Origin of the sequence: Lactiplantibacillus sp. YT640, from assembly GCF_049745435.1 — a bacterium.
In the GTDB taxonomy this organism is placed as follows: Bacteria; Bacillota; Bacilli; order Lactobacillales; family Lactobacillaceae; genus Lactiplantibacillus; species Lactiplantibacillus plantarum.
This window is the reverse complement of record NZ_JBMNVY010000016.1, coordinates 18,327-35,747: the sequence shown is the minus strand read 5'-3', so window position 1 is coordinate 35,747 and position 17,421 is coordinate 18,327. Positions and strand designations below refer to the sequence as shown.

General features: G+C 39.6%; 15 protein-coding genes and 1 pseudogene. 13 read left to right on the top strand and 3 right to left on the bottom strand.

Going from position 1 to position 17,421, the window contains the following annotated elements; genetic code table 11:
- Nucleotides 1-122 precede the first annotated feature (122 nt).
- On the bottom strand, nucleotides 123-2,513 hold the full coding sequence (locus ACOV1R_RS10485; RefSeq protein ID WP_015379565.1) for a phosphoketolase family protein: 2,391 nt from the start codon (nucleotides 2,511-2,513) through the stop codon (nucleotides 123-125).
- 166 nt (nucleotides 2,514-2,679) lie between these two features.
- Nucleotides 2,680-3,447 carry a DeoR/GlpR family DNA-binding transcription regulator gene (locus ACOV1R_RS10480; RefSeq protein WP_003646205.1) on the bottom strand — a complete coding sequence of 256 codons (768 nt, stop codon included), beginning with the start codon at nucleotides 3,445-3,447 and terminating at the stop codon, nucleotides 2,680-2,682.
- Between the two features lie 326 nt (nucleotides 3,448-3,773).
- Here ACOV1R_RS10480 and ACOV1R_RS10475 point away from each other — a divergent pair, with 326 nt between their 5' ends.
- The 5 genes from ACOV1R_RS10475 (at nucleotide 3,774) to ACOV1R_RS10455 (ending at nucleotide 7,748) form a co-directional block, all read left to right on the top strand.
- Nucleotides 3,774-4,244, top strand: coding sequence for a PTS sugar transporter subunit IIA (locus ACOV1R_RS10475; protein WP_003642910.1), 471 nt, complete (start codon nucleotides 3,774-3,776; stop codon nucleotides 4,242-4,244).
- Nucleotides 4,245-4,278: 34 nt separating this feature from the next.
- Nucleotides 4,279-4,575 (top strand): PTS sugar transporter subunit IIB, encoded by a 297-nt coding sequence (locus ACOV1R_RS10470; protein WP_003642909.1) that lies wholly within the window; start codon nucleotides 4,279-4,281, stop codon nucleotides 4,573-4,575.
- Between the two features lie 34 nt (nucleotides 4,576-4,609).
- A complete protein-coding gene (locus tag ACOV1R_RS10465; RefSeq protein WP_003642908.1) occupies nucleotides 4,610-5,881 on the top strand; it encodes a PTS galactitol transporter subunit IIC in 1,272 nt (423 codons plus the stop codon).
- Between the two features lie 29 nt (nucleotides 5,882-5,910).
- Nucleotides 5,911-7,020, top strand: coding sequence for a zinc-binding dehydrogenase (locus ACOV1R_RS10460; RefSeq protein WP_003642907.1), 1,110 nt, complete (start codon nucleotides 5,911-5,913; stop codon nucleotides 7,018-7,020).
- A gap of 104 nt (nucleotides 7,021-7,124) precedes the next feature.
- Nucleotides 7,125-7,748, top strand: a complete 624-nt coding sequence (locus ACOV1R_RS10455) for an HAD family hydrolase (protein WP_003646204.1) — start codon at nucleotides 7,125-7,127, stop codon at nucleotides 7,746-7,748.
- Between the two features lie 139 nt (nucleotides 7,749-7,887).
- Here the strand turns inward: ACOV1R_RS10455 and ACOV1R_RS10450 are convergent, their stop codons facing one another.
- Nucleotides 7,888-9,939, bottom strand: coding sequence for a BglG family transcription antiterminator (locus tag ACOV1R_RS10450; protein WP_217203227.1), 2,052 nt, complete (start codon nucleotides 9,937-9,939; stop codon nucleotides 7,888-7,890).
- Nucleotides 9,940-10,109: 170 nt separating this feature from the next.
- Here ACOV1R_RS10450 and ACOV1R_RS10445 point away from each other — a divergent pair, with 170 nt between their 5' ends.
- From ACOV1R_RS10445 to ACOV1R_RS10410, 8 genes and pseudogenes are all read left to right on the top strand, one after another.
- Nucleotides 10,110-10,568 carry a PTS sugar transporter subunit IIA gene (locus tag ACOV1R_RS10445; RefSeq protein ID WP_003646203.1) on the top strand — a complete coding sequence of 153 codons (459 nt, stop codon included), beginning with the start codon at nucleotides 10,110-10,112 and terminating at the stop codon, nucleotides 10,566-10,568.
- Between the two features lie 12 nt (nucleotides 10,569-10,580).
- Nucleotides 10,581-10,877, top strand: coding sequence for a PTS sugar transporter subunit IIB (locus ACOV1R_RS10440; protein WP_003642903.1), 297 nt, complete (start codon nucleotides 10,581-10,583; stop codon nucleotides 10,875-10,877).
- Nucleotides 10,878-10,900: 23 nt separating this feature from the next.
- Nucleotides 10,901-12,271, top strand: a complete 1,371-nt coding sequence (locus ACOV1R_RS10435; RefSeq protein ID WP_128484946.1) for a PTS ascorbate transporter subunit IIC — start codon at nucleotides 10,901-10,903, stop codon at nucleotides 12,269-12,271.
- A gap of 66 nt (nucleotides 12,272-12,337) precedes the next feature.
- Nucleotides 12,338-12,991: a fructose-6-phosphate aldolase gene (gene fsa / locus ACOV1R_RS10430; RefSeq protein ID WP_016511066.1), complete on the top strand. Its 654-nt coding sequence runs from the start codon at nucleotides 12,338-12,340 to the stop codon at nucleotides 12,989-12,991.
- Between the two features lie 29 nt (nucleotides 12,992-13,020).
- Nucleotides 13,021-15,010: pseudogene (gene tkt / locus ACOV1R_RS10425) on the top strand (transketolase).
- Nucleotides 15,011-15,082: 72 nt separating this feature from the next.
- Nucleotides 15,083-15,898, top strand: coding sequence for a sugar-phosphatase (gene yidA / locus ACOV1R_RS10420; protein WP_003646199.1), 816 nt, complete (start codon nucleotides 15,083-15,085; stop codon nucleotides 15,896-15,898).
- Nucleotides 15,899-16,105: 207 nt separating this feature from the next.
- Complete coding sequence (gene bsh, locus ACOV1R_RS10415; protein WP_015379561.1) at nucleotides 16,106-17,080, top strand: choloylglycine hydrolase; 975 nt, start codon at nucleotides 16,106-16,108, stop codon at nucleotides 17,078-17,080.
- Nucleotides 17,081-17,180: 100 nt separating this feature from the next.
- Nucleotides 17,181-17,417 (top strand): hypothetical protein, encoded by a 237-nt coding sequence (locus ACOV1R_RS10410; protein WP_016511065.1) that lies wholly within the window; start codon nucleotides 17,181-17,183, stop codon nucleotides 17,415-17,417.
- The last annotated feature ends 4 nt before the right edge of the window (nucleotides 17,418-17,421 follow it).

Below are 17,421 nucleotides of genomic sequence, written 5' to 3'. Positions count from 1 at the left end.
GCTACAATAGCATAGTTTTTGCCAAATAGAAATAGATCAGAAATGAAAGAAGCTATACCAACACAACTGTTGGTATAGCTTCTTTCATTTCTTATGAATACGATTTAGACATGGTTATCGTTCTACTTCAATGCAGTCCATTTCCAGTTTTCAACTTCTGGAAGATCAGTACCTTCAGCACGGATATAGTCATGATGCTTGTTTAAGATGCTGTTCATCTCTTGGATGACATGGGCACCTTTTTCGGCATAGGCTGGCGTTGCTAATAAGGCAGCTTTAACTAAGTGGAAACGATCGAGTTCGTTGCGAACACGCATGTCGAATGGCGTGGTAATGTCGCCTTCTTCGCGGTAGCCATGAACGTGTAAGTTATGGTTATGACGGTCGAAGAAGATGGTCTTTACTAAGTCATCGTAAGCATGGTATGCAAAGATAACTGGCTTGTCTTTAGTGAAGAAGGCATCAAATTCAGCATCTGATAAGCCCCGTGGGTCGTCCTTCTTCAACTTCAGAAGATCGACAACGTTAATGAAGCGAATCTTCATTTCAGGGAAGCGAGCGTGCAAGATTGATACGGCCGCTAAACTTTCAGTCGTTGGTTCAGAGCCGGCAGTTGCGAAGACAACGTCGGGTTCTTCACCATTATCAGTACTTGCCCAATCAACCACACCTAAGCCATCACGAACTAAATGCTTAGCTTCGTCCATCGTAAACCATTGTGGACGGGGATGCTTGCTGGCGATGATCAAGTTAATCAATTGTTTACTTTGGATCGCCTTATCAAAAGTTGCAATCAAGGTGTTAGCGTCACCTGGGAGATAGGCCCGAACATATTCGGTCTTCTTTTCAGCCAAGTGTGAGATGATACCTGGATCTTGGTGAGAGTAACCATTGTGATCTTGCTGGAAGGCAGTTGATGATGCAATCACGTTTAATGAAGGGACATCAACCCGCCAAGGTGTTTCTTCGTGAGAATTCCGTAACCACTTGAAATGTTGGGTTAACATTGAATCCACAACGCGTAGGAATGATTCATAACTTGCAAAGAAGCCGTAACGACCAGTTAAGTTGTAAGCTTCCAACATGCCTTCATCCATATGTTCTGACAACATGGAGTCAATAATCCGGCCTTGAGGTGCTAACAAAGCATCGTTAGGTTCGTGGATTGGTTCCATCCATTGACGCTTGGTATCTTCAAACGCAGCTCCTAATTTGTTAGATAAAGTTTCATCAGGACCCCAACCGCGGAAGTTCTTGTTATCTTTGTTTAATTCGATTAAATCACGGATATACTTACCAAGTTCAGTCATGTCTGAACCGTCTTCCTTACCGTGATCCTTGTTGTCCAAAGCATAATCATCGATATTTGGTGTAATTAAGTCTTTAGTTAACTTGCCGCCGTTAGTGACGGGATTAGCAGCCATACGAGCTTGGCCTTCAGGGATGATTGCGGCAATTTCTGGTTTTAAAGTACCATTTTCATCAAATAATTCTTCTGGTTTGTATGATTTGAGCCAGTCAACTAATTTGTCGGCGTGTTCCATGTGATTGCGATCGACAGGAATTGGAATTTGGTGAGCCCGGAATGAACCTTCAATTGGTTCGCCGTCCCAACTCTTAGGACCGGTCCAGCCCTTAGGTGCCCGGAAAACAATCATTGGCCACTTAGGACGAGATTCATCATTGTTATCCTTGGCGTTCTTACGAATTGCGTGGATTTCTTCAATGACTTTATCCAATTCTTCAGCCATGATTTTGTGCATCTTGGCAGGGTCTGTACCTTCAACAAAGTGTGGATCCCAGCCTAGACCTTTAAAGTAGTCTTCAAGTTCTTCATGTGATTCACGTGAAAGAACTGTTGGGTTAGAAATCTTGAAGCCGTTTAAGTTCAAGATTGGTAAGACTGTCCCGTCTGTAATTGGGTTGAGGAACTTGTTAACTTGCCAAGAAGTTGCCAATGGGCCAGTTTCAGATTCACCATCACCAACAACAGTAGCAGCAATTAAACCAGGGTTATCTAAGACCGCACCAGCACCATGCAAGATTGAGTAGCCAAGTTCGCCACCTTCGTGGATTGAGCCTGGTGTCTTAGGGTCGGCGTGGGAGGCAACACCACCTGGGAATGAGAATTGCTTGAATAAGCGCTTCATTCCGGCCTTGTCTTGGGTGATTTTAGGATACGTTTCCGTATAAGTACCATCTAAGTAGGAGTTAGAAACCATTACTTGGCCACCATGACCAGGACCTTCGATGTAGAACATGTTGAGCCCATACTTGTTAATAGCACGGTTCAAATGGGCATAAATAAAGTTTTGGCCGGCAATTGTGCCCCAATGACCGATTGGATGGACTTTTACATCGGTCGCCTTTAATGGTTCCCGAAGTAACGGATTATTTAATAGATAGAGTTGACCAACTGAGATGTAGTTAGCAGCGCGCCAATAGGCATCGACGCGTTTTAGATAGTCATCAGAAGAATAATCAACTGTTTTGGATTTAATTGCTTCACTCATTATTTTGCAACTCCTTTGCAAACTTTTGTTTTATTTATCATTACGGTTATTATGATAACGGTTTCAATCATAAAGTCAAGGTGAAATTGGCAAAATAATTTAAGAACCTGGCATTTAAAAGTAAGAAAGACGGTTAGGGGCATGGTTTTCCCCCAATCGTCTTTTTTTATTTGCCACTAATTAATGAGATGTCGGCTAAGCGAATTTGTTTGGCAATCTGAGTGTCCAATTGTTCATCGGTGATGATAACATCCACATCATTAACGTCGGCTGTCTTGTAAAGTGCATTTTTTTCGAATTTAGTGTGATCAGCTAAGATAACTTTCATTCGACAATGAGACATCATCTTTTTGGAAACTTCCACTTCTTCTATATAGTGGTTGGTGATTCCTGCTTGAAGGTTGACGCCGCCACAGCCAAAGAAACCAATGTCGGCATAGATATTATTGATATTGGCAAGTGTGATTGGCCCGGACAAAGAACCTTCACTAGTCCGCATTGTTCCGCCCAAGAGTACAATTTGAATATTTTTAACAAACTGTAGCGAGTTGAGAACGAAAGTAGAGTTAGTGATAACGGTTAGATTGGTTAGATGGCTATGTTTAATTTCTTCGGCGATTTGAAAAGCAGTTGTACCGTAATCAAGAAAAATTGACTCCCCATCATGAATTAAGCGTAGTGCATTGGTGGCAATTTCATTTTTTTCAGCAACTGCTTCGTGTCTACGCTTACCATACTTTGTCTCGTTGACACTTTGCGGGGTAGTAGCACCACCGCGAATTGCCTGCACTAGTCCTTGTTTATCAAGGTTGTAAATATCTTTACGGATAGTCTCACGAGAAACATTAATTTCCTTGCTAATTTCAGCGATTCTAATGGTACCACGTTGGTTTAATTGATCTAAAATATACTTTTGACGCTGCATAACTTCCATATGAGGTGGCCTCCTTGTAAAAATAAAATTTATTTTTCGGTAGTAATCATAGCACATATTTGGCAATTGTTTGCAATCTAATTTTGTAAAGTGATTGAAATCTCTATCTAAATCCTTTACATGTAAGCGCTTAATAGAGCGCTATGTCGAACTTTGTGAGATAATTAACTTGCTTTTGCGAACGCTTATGTCGTTGCAAAGCACTCTTTGCAAACGGGTGTTAAAAACTTTTTTAAAGAAAAGTATTGCAAAAGATTTGCAAAATGATACAATTTAAACTGTTGAAAGCGATTACATTTATATAAATACGAAGGGAGCGTCTTATTTTGAGTGAGAACCTTGTTGAAGTAAGTGATTATTTGAGAGACCAACTTATTTTTCTACACACCTCTTTTAAAACGTCGAAGGAATTATTTACAGCGATTAACGCGAAGGCACAGGAAAATGGGTTTGTAACTGATCAATTTTTACCGAAAATAATCAAGCGAGAATCAACTTTTCCAACTGGCTTGCAACTGGAACATCGAGGTGTTGCAATTCCACATACTGACGCGGATACAATCAACAAAGAATTTGTTGCCGTGGTTGTTAATGATGCTCCAATTGCTTTTAGTCGGATGGATGATCCAGAGCAAAAGGTTGATGCAAAATTAGTTTTTGTGCTTGGTCTGAATAAACCACATGCTCAGTTAGAGATGCTGCAAGCATTAATGGGAATTATTCAAGATGATTCATTAGTAAATTCATTGGAAAATGCCGAGAACTTTAACCAAATTCATCAGTTGTTAAGCAAATAAAAGATAAATAGAAGAAATACGAGGAGAGATTATTATGAAAAAATTAAATGTATTAGTAGCTTGCGGTGCCGGAATTGCCACTTCAACGGTTGTTATGAAAAAAGTTGAAGATTTGTTTGCCGAAAATAATATTGACGCTAATTTGATTCAAATTAAGATTGCTGAAGCTGCTTCTAAGCAGGATGACGCGGATATGTTGATTTCAACAACTGTACTACCAACTGAATATAAGATTCCAGCGATTAAAGCAATGGGCTTTTTAACTGGTCTTGGTGTTGATAAATTGCAGGATGAAATCTTGACTAAAGCACGCGAAATTCAAGCACAATAATTAAGAGCTAGGGTTTTAAGCAGGAGGATGCATTATGAAAGTATTATCTGATGTTGTACAAAGCATCATTAATGTCGGCCCCAGCGTTATGCTTCCCATTATTATCTTTATTGTTGGGTTAATCTTTAGGGTTAAACCGGGTAAGGCACTCACATCTGGGATTACTGTTGGTATCGGTATGATTGGGATTAACCTAGTCATCAATTTGTTGACAACTAGTGTTGGTCCTGCTGCGCAGGCGATGGTTAAACGGTTTGGGTTTCATTTAACGATTATTGATGCTGGATGGCCTGCCGTTTCTGCTGGGACATGGGCACAGCCGATCTCAGCTATCATGATTCCAATTATTTTAGTCGTTAACGTTGGCTTAATTTTGTTAAATCTTACTAAAACACTTGATATCGATATTTGGAATTACTGGCATATGATTGCGGCCGCGGCTACGGCTTATGTGGTGACGAAAAACTGGTGGTTTGCAATTCTTTGCGGGATTATCTATGAAATCGCTGTCTTAATTATTGCTGATAAAACTGCGCCAAAAGTCGCTGAGTTTTATGGCTTGGATGGCATTAGCTTTCCAACTGGTTCTGCTGCGGCTTATGGCCTACTTGGTATTCCAATTGGATGGGTTGTCAGCAAAATTCCTGGAATCAGAAAATGGGATGTGGATCCACAAACAATTCAAAAACGGTTTGGGGTCTTTGGTGAACCCATGGTCATGGGGATTGTCATTGGGATGTTACTAGCTGCCTTAGGTGGTTACAGCGTACCGAACATTTTGAAGCTTGGAATGTCCATGGGTGGTGTGATGTTCTTAATGCCGCGTATGGTTAAGATCTTAATGGAAGGGTTAATTCCAATTCAAGAAGGTGCTCAAAAGTTACTTCAAGAGAAGTACGGGAACCGGAAGATTTACTTAGGAATGGATGCTGCTCTTTCAACCGGGTCACCAGCTACTTTGGCAACTGGACTATTAATGGTACCAATTACGTTATTCTTAGCCATTATTTTACCTGGTAACCGGGTATTGCCATTCGGTGATTTAGCAACAATTCCGTTCTTTGCTGCCTTGATTGTTCCTAGTCGTAAAGGAAATATCGTCCACTCTGTACTCTCTGCTACTATCGTAATGGTATTTGCATTGTTGATGGCAACTGACTTTGGGCCAACGTTGACATCAATGATGCACGGTATTGTTGCCTTTCCAAAGGGCGCATCAGAGGTCACTAACTTGGATACGGGTGGTAACATCTTGAACTGGTTAATTTTGAAACTATCACAGTTAGTACAACCATTATTTAATTAAAGGATTATCCGTAGAAAGGAAAATGGATTATGGATACTGTAAAAACAACTAAAACTGACGAATTAAAGGGCGCTAAAACTATGGAGGCTGTCGTTAAGACGGAATCTGGTTACGACAATATGGAACTGAAGCAAATTCCAATCCCTGAAGTAACAGGAGACAAAGTTTTATTAAAAGTGGCCTACACTGGGATCTGCGGTACTGATATTCATACATTTAAGGGTCAGTATGCCAATGCGGTGACACCACTTGTTTTGGGCCATGAATTTTCAGGTGAAGTTGTTGAAGTGGGACCAGATGTTAAAACGCTAAAGCCTGGCGATCGGGTGACTAGTGAAACGACTTTTGCAACGGATGGCACATGTGTTTACTGCCAAGATAAAGAATATAATTTATGTCCTAACCGTGTAGGAATCGGAACTAAAGCTAATGGTTCAATGGCAAATTATGTTCTAACTCGTGAGGAAAGTGCTCACATTTTACCAGATAACGTTTCCTACAAGATGGCTGCAATGTCGGAACCTTTAGCATCTTGTGTTCATGCTATGTATCAAAAGACACCATTCACGTTACATGACACTTTATTAATTATGGGACCAGGACCAATGGGGCTACTCTCATTGCAGATTGCCAAAGAAATTGGTGCCTTTGTTATTGTTTCTGGGATCACTAAGGATGCTGATCGTTTACAAATTGCTAAAGAGTTAGGTGCTGACATTATTGTAGATACCCAAAAAGAAGACTTGGCCAAGGTCGTGATGGATGCGACAGATGGCGTTGGTGTTACCAAGGTTTATGACTGTTCAGGTGCAACACCAGCGGTTAACTCTGCATTACCATTGATCCGTAAGGGTGGAACTTTCCAACAGGTTGGTCTTTTTGCAAAGCCGATGAATGAATTAGATGAACGTTCAATTATTCAGCATGAAATTACGTATCGTGGCTCACGGTCACAAAACCCGTATGATTGGGCGATTGCTTTACATCTTGAAAGCAAGGGTGCTATTAACCAAGATGCAATGATTACGAAGGTCTTTGATCTTGAACACTGGCGTGACGCTTTTGATGCAATGATGGCCGGTAAAGAGCTCAAAGTTATGATTGCCTCTAATCCTGATGATCCAGATTTAGCAGACTAAACTAATTGTAGTTGAATGACAGAATATTAAAATTATAACCTCCTTAATTTAGAGCGCTGAGATATTTGTCTTGGTGCTCTTTTTTGGGAGCAGGGGGGTTCTTTATGAAGTATCAAAATATCTTGTTCGATATTGATAATACCTTGATTAATTCAGCAGACTTAATTGCTAAGTTATTGAAGGAGGGGGCAGTTCGCGAGGGTGTTGATATGCCAATTGAAGAATATCGTAAGAGAATTGGCCAGCCCGGTGAGATGATCCTGAGAGAATTTGGTGTTCAAAATTGGCAGAATGTATTAGCCAGATATCTAATTGAATTTAACGAGAATATGAATGAAATAACGTATTTTGTGGGAGTTGAACAAATGTTAGATGATTTATTGGCAATGAATCTCACAGTGGGAGTGGTTACATCTAAGGATCGTGTTCAATTTGATAAAGAAGTCAGTCATTTTCCGATTATCGCAAAGATGCCAATTGTGACTACTGCTGATTTAACTAAAAATCCAAAGCCAAGTGGAGAGCCGATTACCTACACATTAGAGAGATTTAACTTAGCACGTGAAAGGACGTTGTATGTTGGTGATAGTATCTTTGATATGCAGGCTTCAAAGAATGCAGGCGTTGATTTTGTAGTTGCTAAATGGGGAGCATTACCGAATGTCGATTTTAATAATGCGAAATATCAAGCTAAGACCCCGAATGATATCGTTGGAATAGTTCAGTAAGTAAATGAGATTAGACTGGAAAGAGCGCATTATTTAATAATAAAAAATCCTTTTTAACTCTAAAAGCAGAGGCCAAGATAGCAACTTTCGTTTCTTGGCTTCTGCTTTTAGATACATTAATAAATGAAATGAAGACGAGCTAGTTATCTTTATACAAATATCTGAATAAGTCCCTTTTATTATTCAAATGATACAGATTAGTTAACCAATCCTTTTGTTGTAATTGTGTCATCAAGTCACTGATGAATGATAGATGCTTCTCGTAATCTATGGGGGCTAGACCAATAATTACATGGACCATTTTTTGATTTGTCATAACAGGTAGCGGCTTATCAAGTAAAAAGAAAGTAGCACCGAGATTATTAACGCCATCACGTGGAGCAGCGTGCGCCAACATAACGCCTGACCCAATAACCATGTATGGTCCGTTACTTTCAGTTAAATGAATGATCTGATCGATATAATTTTTTTCAACACTATAGTCTTCAAGTAGGGGGGACAGTGCTGTACGCACCGCCTGCTTCCAAGATTTTTGATGATTTAGAAAACCAACATGTTCTGGCGGCAGTAGTTTGATTAATTCTGATAAATTTTCTTGGGGTGCGGCTAATAGTGGTTCCTGAGTTAGCTGGGTCAAATAGTCGTTGAGTGCGAGTTTCAGACCCATAGGATTTCTTATCATAGCGTAGTTGCCTACAATATCCAATAGTGTATCCACATTAAATAACTTGAGTGTGTCAGAAGTTGCCAACCCAGCCTTAATAATAGCATTATCGATGATCTTCCACTCCAACTCGGAAGGAAAAGCAGATACGGTAGTTATTGGTATGTTGCGCTGGGTGTTTAATTTGATTGTACTGATGACAAGCTGAACATTACTTAGATCTGAATTTTCGTATTGAAGCACATTCATTGGACTAGAAAAATGAATACCGCGGTAACGGCTTTCTAGTTGTTGAAGTAATAGACGACTGGTACCGATGTCACTAGAACAAACGACAAGTACTTCATTTTGTGTTGGGGTGCTTGTTTTTTGCTCACGAATAGCACCACCAAAGTAAATGGCAATTAATGCGATTTCATCATCAGAAAGTGTGTGATGAATATATTGTTCAAATGGTACGACAACTTTACGAGTGATTTCAAAAGTGTGGTGATAATGCTGTTGAATACTTTTTAAGTCGGGGTATTCAAATGGCATATTATATTGAGCACGATAGTAGGTTGAAAGCAAGTGAACCGTTAAACTGTCACTAATCGACTTGATTGAAACATGTGCGCCGGAGAGGTGGTTAAAATTAGAAATCATTCGAACTGAGAATGATTTTAACTTTTGAATCAAGTCGTCATTCCAATTGACATGAGCAAATTGACTAGAATTGATCAACTTGACTAAGTAGTCAACCTCATTAGAGTTATCGATATGATAATCGTTCAAAAAACTTTTAGCCCAAATGTGATCCAGTGTTAAGTCAGTTTGTGCGGATATAACATCACTTAGTTGGTTATTACAGTCTCTAATGTTAGTTAAGTACCAATATAAAAATAGTCGAATTGTGATACTTGCATCGTCGGTTAAATATTTTCCAGTTATTCTTTCAAAGAGTTTAATCTGGTCGTTTATGGTAGTGGGCTTAATGGTAGCCCGCCTAGTTTGTTCAATGAGTGTCTTCAGTTGAGTAGCATGATCGTACACCCATTTGCGAACTGCTGTCGGGGAACCCGTGATTATTTTACCGGATTCTGTATTGGTGATTTGTAAATGATATAGCGCTAGTTGTGAGTGTAGTACTTTGATATCTCTAATAACTGTGTTCTTAGAAATATTAAATTGGTAAGTTAGGTCCGCTAACGAGCAACCACTAGTGTTGAGGATACTAAATGCAATTAGTAGTTGGCGTTGCTTAGCATTGTTGGTCATGATCTTGCTAGAAGTTTCTTTTTCTGTCATTTTATGCAGAAATTTGATCGTGTCAGTTGGAAGGTAATATCCTAGTTTTTTAACATTAGTAATCGGAAATTCTGCATGCTGATCAAGCTCATCGTTTACTTTATTTATTAGATAGAATAGGCTACGACGTGAGATATGTAGATGTTGTTGTAAGAAGTTAGCTGTGGTGTAGCCCGATGACGTTAATAGAATTTCTAATAATTCATTACCATGTTTTCGTTTGCTGAAATTTACACGCAATTCAGTATCCTCCCTGTATTAAGTCTACTAAAAAATTAAAGCATTAAGGCACCAAAGTGCCAAAGTTGCACTATTCTCAAAAACATTGTTGCACTTGTGGCGCTATTATTCAAGTTTATACTGGTCATTGTCAGATAAATAGCGATATCAAGAAAGGAGGATGAATAAAAATGCTGTTGGATTTATTGAATAAACAGACTGTGCAAGTATCAGAAGGCACAGGGCTAGATTGGAAGCAAGCAATTGAATTAGCTGCGGAACCATTGATTAATAATAAGACGATTGAAGATGGATACATCAAGGAAATGCTCAATGTGGTGGAATCAGAAGGCCCGTACATCAATATCGGACCACAAATCGCACTCGCACATTCTAGACCAGCGGGTAACGTCCATGAAATCGGATTATCTATCTTAAAAACAAATCATAGCATTAGTCTAGTCAATGATGAACACCCCATCAATTTATGGTTCGTATTGGCCGCGGTAGATAATAACAGCCATTTAGCCGTTATTAAAGAGTTAATGGAGTTGTTAACCGATGAGTCGGCGGTGACAGCTATGTTAAATGCAACTAGTGAAGTTGATATTTTAGAAGTTATTGCACATGAGCAAGAATTACAAAAATAGGAGGATACTATTATGAAATTTTTAGCTGTATGTCAAAGTGGTCTGGGAAGTAGTTTTATGGTTCAGATGAACATTCAGAGTATTTTAAAGGACGAGAATGTTAAAGAAGATATCCAAGTGGATCATTCTGATGTTGGGAGCGTTGGCGCTGATTCAGCAGATTACTTCTTTGTTGAATCAACGCTTCAAAGTGCATTAGGAAGTATTCCTGAGAATAAGGTTGTGTTACTAAAAAGCTTGATTGATAAGCAAGAAGTCCGGAACCATGTCAATACAATTCTGGATCAAGAAAATATTGAACATGATTAGCCGCTGAAAAGGAGGAGAATCACATGAAGACTGTTTTGAACTTATTTGTTGGTATTGTGACCCAACCGTCTATTTTAGTAGCGCTAATTGCGATGTTAGGGCTACTACTTCAAAAAAAGAAAAGTACGGAAGTTGTTCAAGGAACTATTAAGACCTTTGCCGGTTTCTTAGTCTTAACTGGTGGTGCCGGAATTCTTCAAAATGCATTGTCACCCTTTGCTTCCATGTTTAAGTTTGCGTTACATGTGCAAGGAGTTGTTCCTAGTAATGAAGCAGTTGTTGCAATTGCCCTGGTTAAATACGGCTCAACAACAGCACTAATTATGTTAGTTGGGATGATTGTTAATATTTTATTAGCTCGTTTTACTCGCTTTAGGTATATCTTCTTGACAGGGCAAGCAATGTTATATGTTTCTTGTTTAACTGCAGTTATATTGGTAAGCGCTAACATTGGCACGGGTTGGCAAACGATTGTACTTGGTGGTCTATTTGAAGGGACATTATTAACGGTAACACCAGCATTGACACAACCATTTATGCGTAAAATCACGGGTGGCGATGATGTTGCTATGGGACACACGGGTAACATTGGCTATGCGCTCTCAGGATTGATGGGTAAATGGTTTGGTAATGCAGAAAAGTCTACAGAGGATCTAGAAATCCCTAAGAGTTTGGGCTTTCTGCGTGATTCGACAGTTTCAATTACGATTTTGATGAGTATTGTCTACATTATTTTGGCGATTGTGACAGGTCCAGCTTACATTGAATCGAAACTGAGTGGTGGGACTAATTATATTGTTTATGCATTAGTACAAGCAGGAACATTTGCTGCCGGTTTCGTGGTTGTTTTACAAGGTGTTCGGATGATTTTGGCCGAAATTGTGCCAGCTTTTCAAGGTATTGCGACCAAGTTGGTTCCTAATTCTAAGCCTGCATTAGACGTTCCAATTATTTTCCCATACGCACCAAATGCAGTTTTATTAGGATTCTTTGTCAGTTTCATTGTTGGGACGCTAAGTATGTTTATCATGATTGCGCTAGGAACTACTGTTATTATTCCAGGTGTAGTGGGGCACTTCTTCTGTGGTGCTGCAGCAGCAATTTATGGTAATTCTACTGGTGGTCGGCGTGGTGCAATCATTGGCGCTACAGTAAATAGTTTGTTGATTAGTTGGTTGCCATTGTTTATTTTACCAGTTTTGGGAAGCTTGAAATTAGCAGCTTCAACGTTTGCAGATACCGACTATTTGGTTCCAGGAATCTTGTTAGGAAAATTAGGGAGTTACGGAAGTGTAGCAGTTATTACAGGAATTATCTTGTTTACAATTATTGTGATTCTTTGCAGTATTTTTCTTACCCGGCGTGCTAAACGTATGACTGATGGAACTAAGTAATCAGTAATTATGAGTACTACTTTCAATAATTTACGAAAACTAATAATAAAGGAGATAAATCTAATCATGAAATTTTTCTTAGATACTGCGAATACTGAAGATATTAAACATTTCGCGGAACTTGGTTTAGTAGATGGGGTAACAACAAATCCAACGTTGGTGTCACGTGAAGGTCGTGATTTTGAAACCGTTATCAAAGAAATTACGCAGATTGTATCAGGTCCAGTATCCGCTGAGGTAACGGCAACCAAGGCCGAAGAGATGATTGCCCAGGCTCGCAATGAAGTTAAGTGGGCTTCAAATATTGTGGTGAAGATTCCGATGACTGAAGAAGGACTTAAGGCGGTCAAAGTATTAAGTGGTGAGGGCATTAAAACAAATGTGACCCTTGTATTCTCAGTTTCGCAAGGCTTATTAGCGGCAAAGGCCGGTGCTACTTACATTTCACCATTCTTAGGACGTCTTGATGATATTGGTGGCAATGGAATTCAGCTAGTTAAGGATTTACGTCAAGTTTTGGATACTTATGGATTCAAGACGGAAATTATCGCTGCCAGTGTTCGGGGGCCACAACATGTTCAAGAAGCTGCGTTGGCTGGCGCTGATATTGCCACAATTCCAGCCGCAGTTTTCGGTAAGTTATGGTCTCATCCATTAACGGACAAAGGTTTGGCCAGTTTTGCTTCGGATTGGAAAGCATTTCAAGCAACGCAAAAGTAATCATAATAGCAGCTTAGGAGGTAAGTATAATGTTTGATAAAGTTGACGAGCTGGGTGTTAATACTATTCGGACGTTAAGTATCGAAGCAATTCAAAAAGCAAATTCCGGACATCCAGGGTTACCGATGGGAGCCGCACCAATGGCCTATGTGTTATGGACAAAACATCTAAAAGTCAACCCACAAACACACATGAATTGGGTTAATCGTGATCGTTTCATTCTTTCAGCTGGACATGGTTCAGCTATGTTATACAGCCTGTTACATTTAGCCGGGTATGATGTTTCGATTGATGATCTCAAGCATTTTCGGCAGTGGGACAGTCGGACTCCGGGGCATCCAGAGTATGGACATACCGATGGCGTTGAAGTAACTACTGGTCCGTTGGGACAAGGCTTCGGTATGGCCGTTGGAATGGCAATGGCGGAGGCACATCTAGCTGCCCAATATAACCGACCTAATTTTCCAATTGTTGATCAGTACACTTATACAATTGTCGGTGATGGCGACTTAATGGAAGGAATTTCGCACGAAGCTGGTTCACTAGCTGGGCATCTTAAGCTGGGAAAGTTAATTGCACTTTACGATTCGAACGGCATTTCATTAGATGGTAAGACGTCGCAAGCGTTTACTGAAAATGTTGGTGACAGGTTCACTGCTTATGGCTGGCAGCATCTGGTGGTTGAAGATGGGAATGATCTTGATGCAATTGACGCGGCAATCGAACTTGCAAAAAAGACAACTGACCGTCCTTCTTTGATTGAAGTGAAAACGGTGATTGGTTATGGCGCACCTAAACAAGGGACTAATGCTGTTCATGGTAACCCAATTGGTGCGGATGGCATTAAAGCAGCTGAAAAAGTATATGGCTGGAATTACTCGGATTTTGAAGTGCCGTCAGCTGTTTCAGACCGGTTTGAAGTAACTATTCAGGAAAATGGTGCGCGTGCTGAGCAGCAATGGAAACGGCTATTTGAAGAATATGAGGCGAAGTATCCAGATCAGGCGCAGTCTTTTAAGCAAGCGTTCAACGGACAATTTTCTGATGACTTGAAATCTACTTTACCGCACTATCAATTAACAGATGCATTGGCTAGTCGGGCGGCAAGCGCTAAGGCGATTAACGCTGCTGCCAAAGTAATACCTAGCTTATGGGGTGGCGCAGCCGATTTGTCGAGTTCGAACAAAACAATGATTGCGGAAACATCAGACTTTCAGCCAGAATCCTACGATGGTCGTAATATCTGGTTTGGTGTACGTGAATTTGGCATGGCGGCTGCGATGAACGGAATTGTATTACATGGCGGCACTCGGGTATTCGGGGGAACATTCTTTGTCTTCACTGATTACTTACGTGCGGCAGTCCGGTTGTCCGCACTACAACACGCACCGGTTATCTACGTCTTAACGCATGATTCAATTGCGGTCGGCGAGGATGGGCCGACCCACGAACCGATTGAACAATTAGCTAGTTTACGATGCATGCCGAACGTACAAGTGATTCGGCCAGCTGATGGTAATGAGACTTCAGCTGCGTGGGAGCAAGCACTGAAAACAACTGATAAACCAACCGTTCTGGTATTGAGTCGACAAGCCTTGAAGACATTACCTGTATCAGTTGATACGGCCTTTGCTGGCGTTGAAAAGGGTGGCTATGTGGTCAGTGCTGCTCAAAAAGAAATACCAGATGGTTTACTAATTGCGACTGGTTCTGAAGTTAACTTAGCATTGGAGGCCAAAGCCCAGTTAGCAAAGCATAATCAAGATGTCGCGGTCGTTTCAATTCCGAGCTTTGATCGGTTTGCGCAACAATCACCAAAATATCGCGCTAGTGTGCTTCCGAGTGCGGTAACAAGAAGGGTGACAATTGAAGCTGGATCAACATTTGGCTGGGATCAGTATGCTGGCGATCATGGTGCTAAGATAGGTGTGGATCGCTTCGGCACCTGGTGACTTGGTACTTGATAAGTATGGCTTTAATGTAACTAATGTTGTGAATACTTATCTGAAATTAAAATAATTATTGAAGAAATAGAAACGGGGCGTTGCTCGGTTTCTATTTCGTGTTCGATAAAGAATGAGGATGGCTATGATGGAAAATATTAAGATGATTGCGATTGATATCGATGGCACACTAGTTAATTCAAAAAAGCAGGTGACATTGCGAGTCAAGCAAGCGATTAAAATGGCGAAGGAAAAGAAGATTAAAGTGGTTATCTGCACGGGACGGCCATTAACAGGTGTTAAAGCATTGTTGCAGGAGTTGGAACTCGATGCTCAAGATGATCAATACGTTGTTTGTTTTGGCGGTGCTGCAACCTACACAACTAGTGGCGAACTGATTGATGAACGACCGATTAGTTATGAAGATTATATTGACTTGGAAGCCCTAGCACGTAAGTTACGCTTGCATTTTCACGCGGTATCTGAGGATCGGCTGTATACGGCCGACCGTAATATTGGTGATTATACACTCTATGAAGCTAATCTCGTTTCAATGGGTATCTCATATCGGACGCCAGAAGAGATGCGGAATATTAAACTGATTAAATCGATGTACGTTGATGAACCCGAAGTTTTAGACGCTGCCATTAAACAGCAAAAACTATTTGAACCGTTGAAAAAGCAGGTTACTTTCACGAAAAGTACACCATTTTATTACGAGGCCAACACTAATGGTGTTAGTAAGGGCAACGCTTTGCAAGTACTCTGTGAAAAGTTAAGTTTGACTGCTGCCAATGTGATGGCAATTGGTGATGAAGCTAATGATTTGAGCATGATTAAGTTTGCAGGACATGGAGTAGCGATGGGCAACGCTATTCCTGAAGTGAAGCAAGTGGCTGATGAAATAACTGTCGATAATGAACATGATGGGGTTGCAAAGGCTATTGAAGAAATCACGAGATAAGGATAAGTAGGTATAACAGCATTGTTATATCGGCTATAAGGGTTACAATTGATTATTGACTCTTAAAGTGTTTGGAATAGATTAAATTATTTTAGAGATGATTTCATGAAAAAAACTTTATTTTTTCAGCAATGATCTTATACTAAAAAGATGTAAGCTTATTGGCTTATCAAATCTAAATATTATTTTCGAGGAGGATTACTATTTATGTGTACTGCCATAACTTATCAATCTTATAATAATTACTTCGGTAGAAATTTCGATTATGAAATTTCATACAATGAAATGGTTACGATTACGCCTAGAAAATATCCACTAGTATTTCGTAAGGTGGAGAACTTAGATCACCATTATGCAATAATTGGAATTACTGCTGATGTAGAAAGCTATCCACTTTACTACGATGCGATGAATGAAAAAGGCTTGTGTATTGCGGGATTAAATTTTGCAGGTTATGCTGATTATAAAAAATATGATGCTGATAAAGTTAATATCACACCATTTGAATTAATTCCTTGGTTATTGGGACAATTTTCAAGTGTTAGAGAAGTGAAAAAGAACATACAAAAACTAAACTTGGTTAATATTAATTTTAGTGAACAATTACCATTATCACCGCTACATTGGTTGGTTGCTGATAAACAGGAATCGATAGTTATTGAAAGTGTTAAAGAAGGACTAAAAATTTACGACAATCCAGTAGGTGTGTTAACAAACAATCCTAATTTTGACTACCAATTATTTAATTTGAACAACTATCGTGCCTTATCAAATAGCACACCCCAAAATAGTTTTTCGGAAAAAGTGGATTTAGATAGTTATAGTAGAGGAATGGGCGGACTAGGATTACCTGGAGACTTGTCCTCAATGTCTAGATTTGTCAGAGCCGCTTTTACTAAATTAAACTCGTTGCCGATGCAGACAGAGAGTGGCAGTGTTAGTCAGTTTTTCCATATACTAGGGTCTGTAGAACAACAAAAAGGGCTATGTGAAGTTACTGACGGAAAGTACGAATATACAATCTATTCTTCTTGTTGTGATATGAACAAGGGAGTTTATTACTATAGAACTTATGACAATAGTCAAATTAACAGTGTCAATTTAAACCATGAGCACTTGGATACGACTGAATTAATTTCTTATCCATTACGATCAGAAGCACAATACTATGCAGTTAACTAAAAGCCACTACTGTAATAGTTAAAATTGTTTAAAAGAGGAAATCAGTTTGTTATCAGTTGATTTCCTCTTTTATGTATCACTGTTTTCAGAGTAAGTTCCAATGGCTGGCATTGCTGTTAATATGACACTAGATGATATAAGTTATCATGTTAAGCTCGATGGTAAGTTGGGTTTAATTGATAGAAAACATAATAGTTATGAGATGCTTGAAATACCTACTAAAATACATTTTCACCAAATTTTATATGATCATGTTTTGAATAAGGGGATTAATTTGAGCGACTGGATAGACATTAAGATATTAATGACAAGTTTATTTAGGAAAAGAGCACGTTAATATA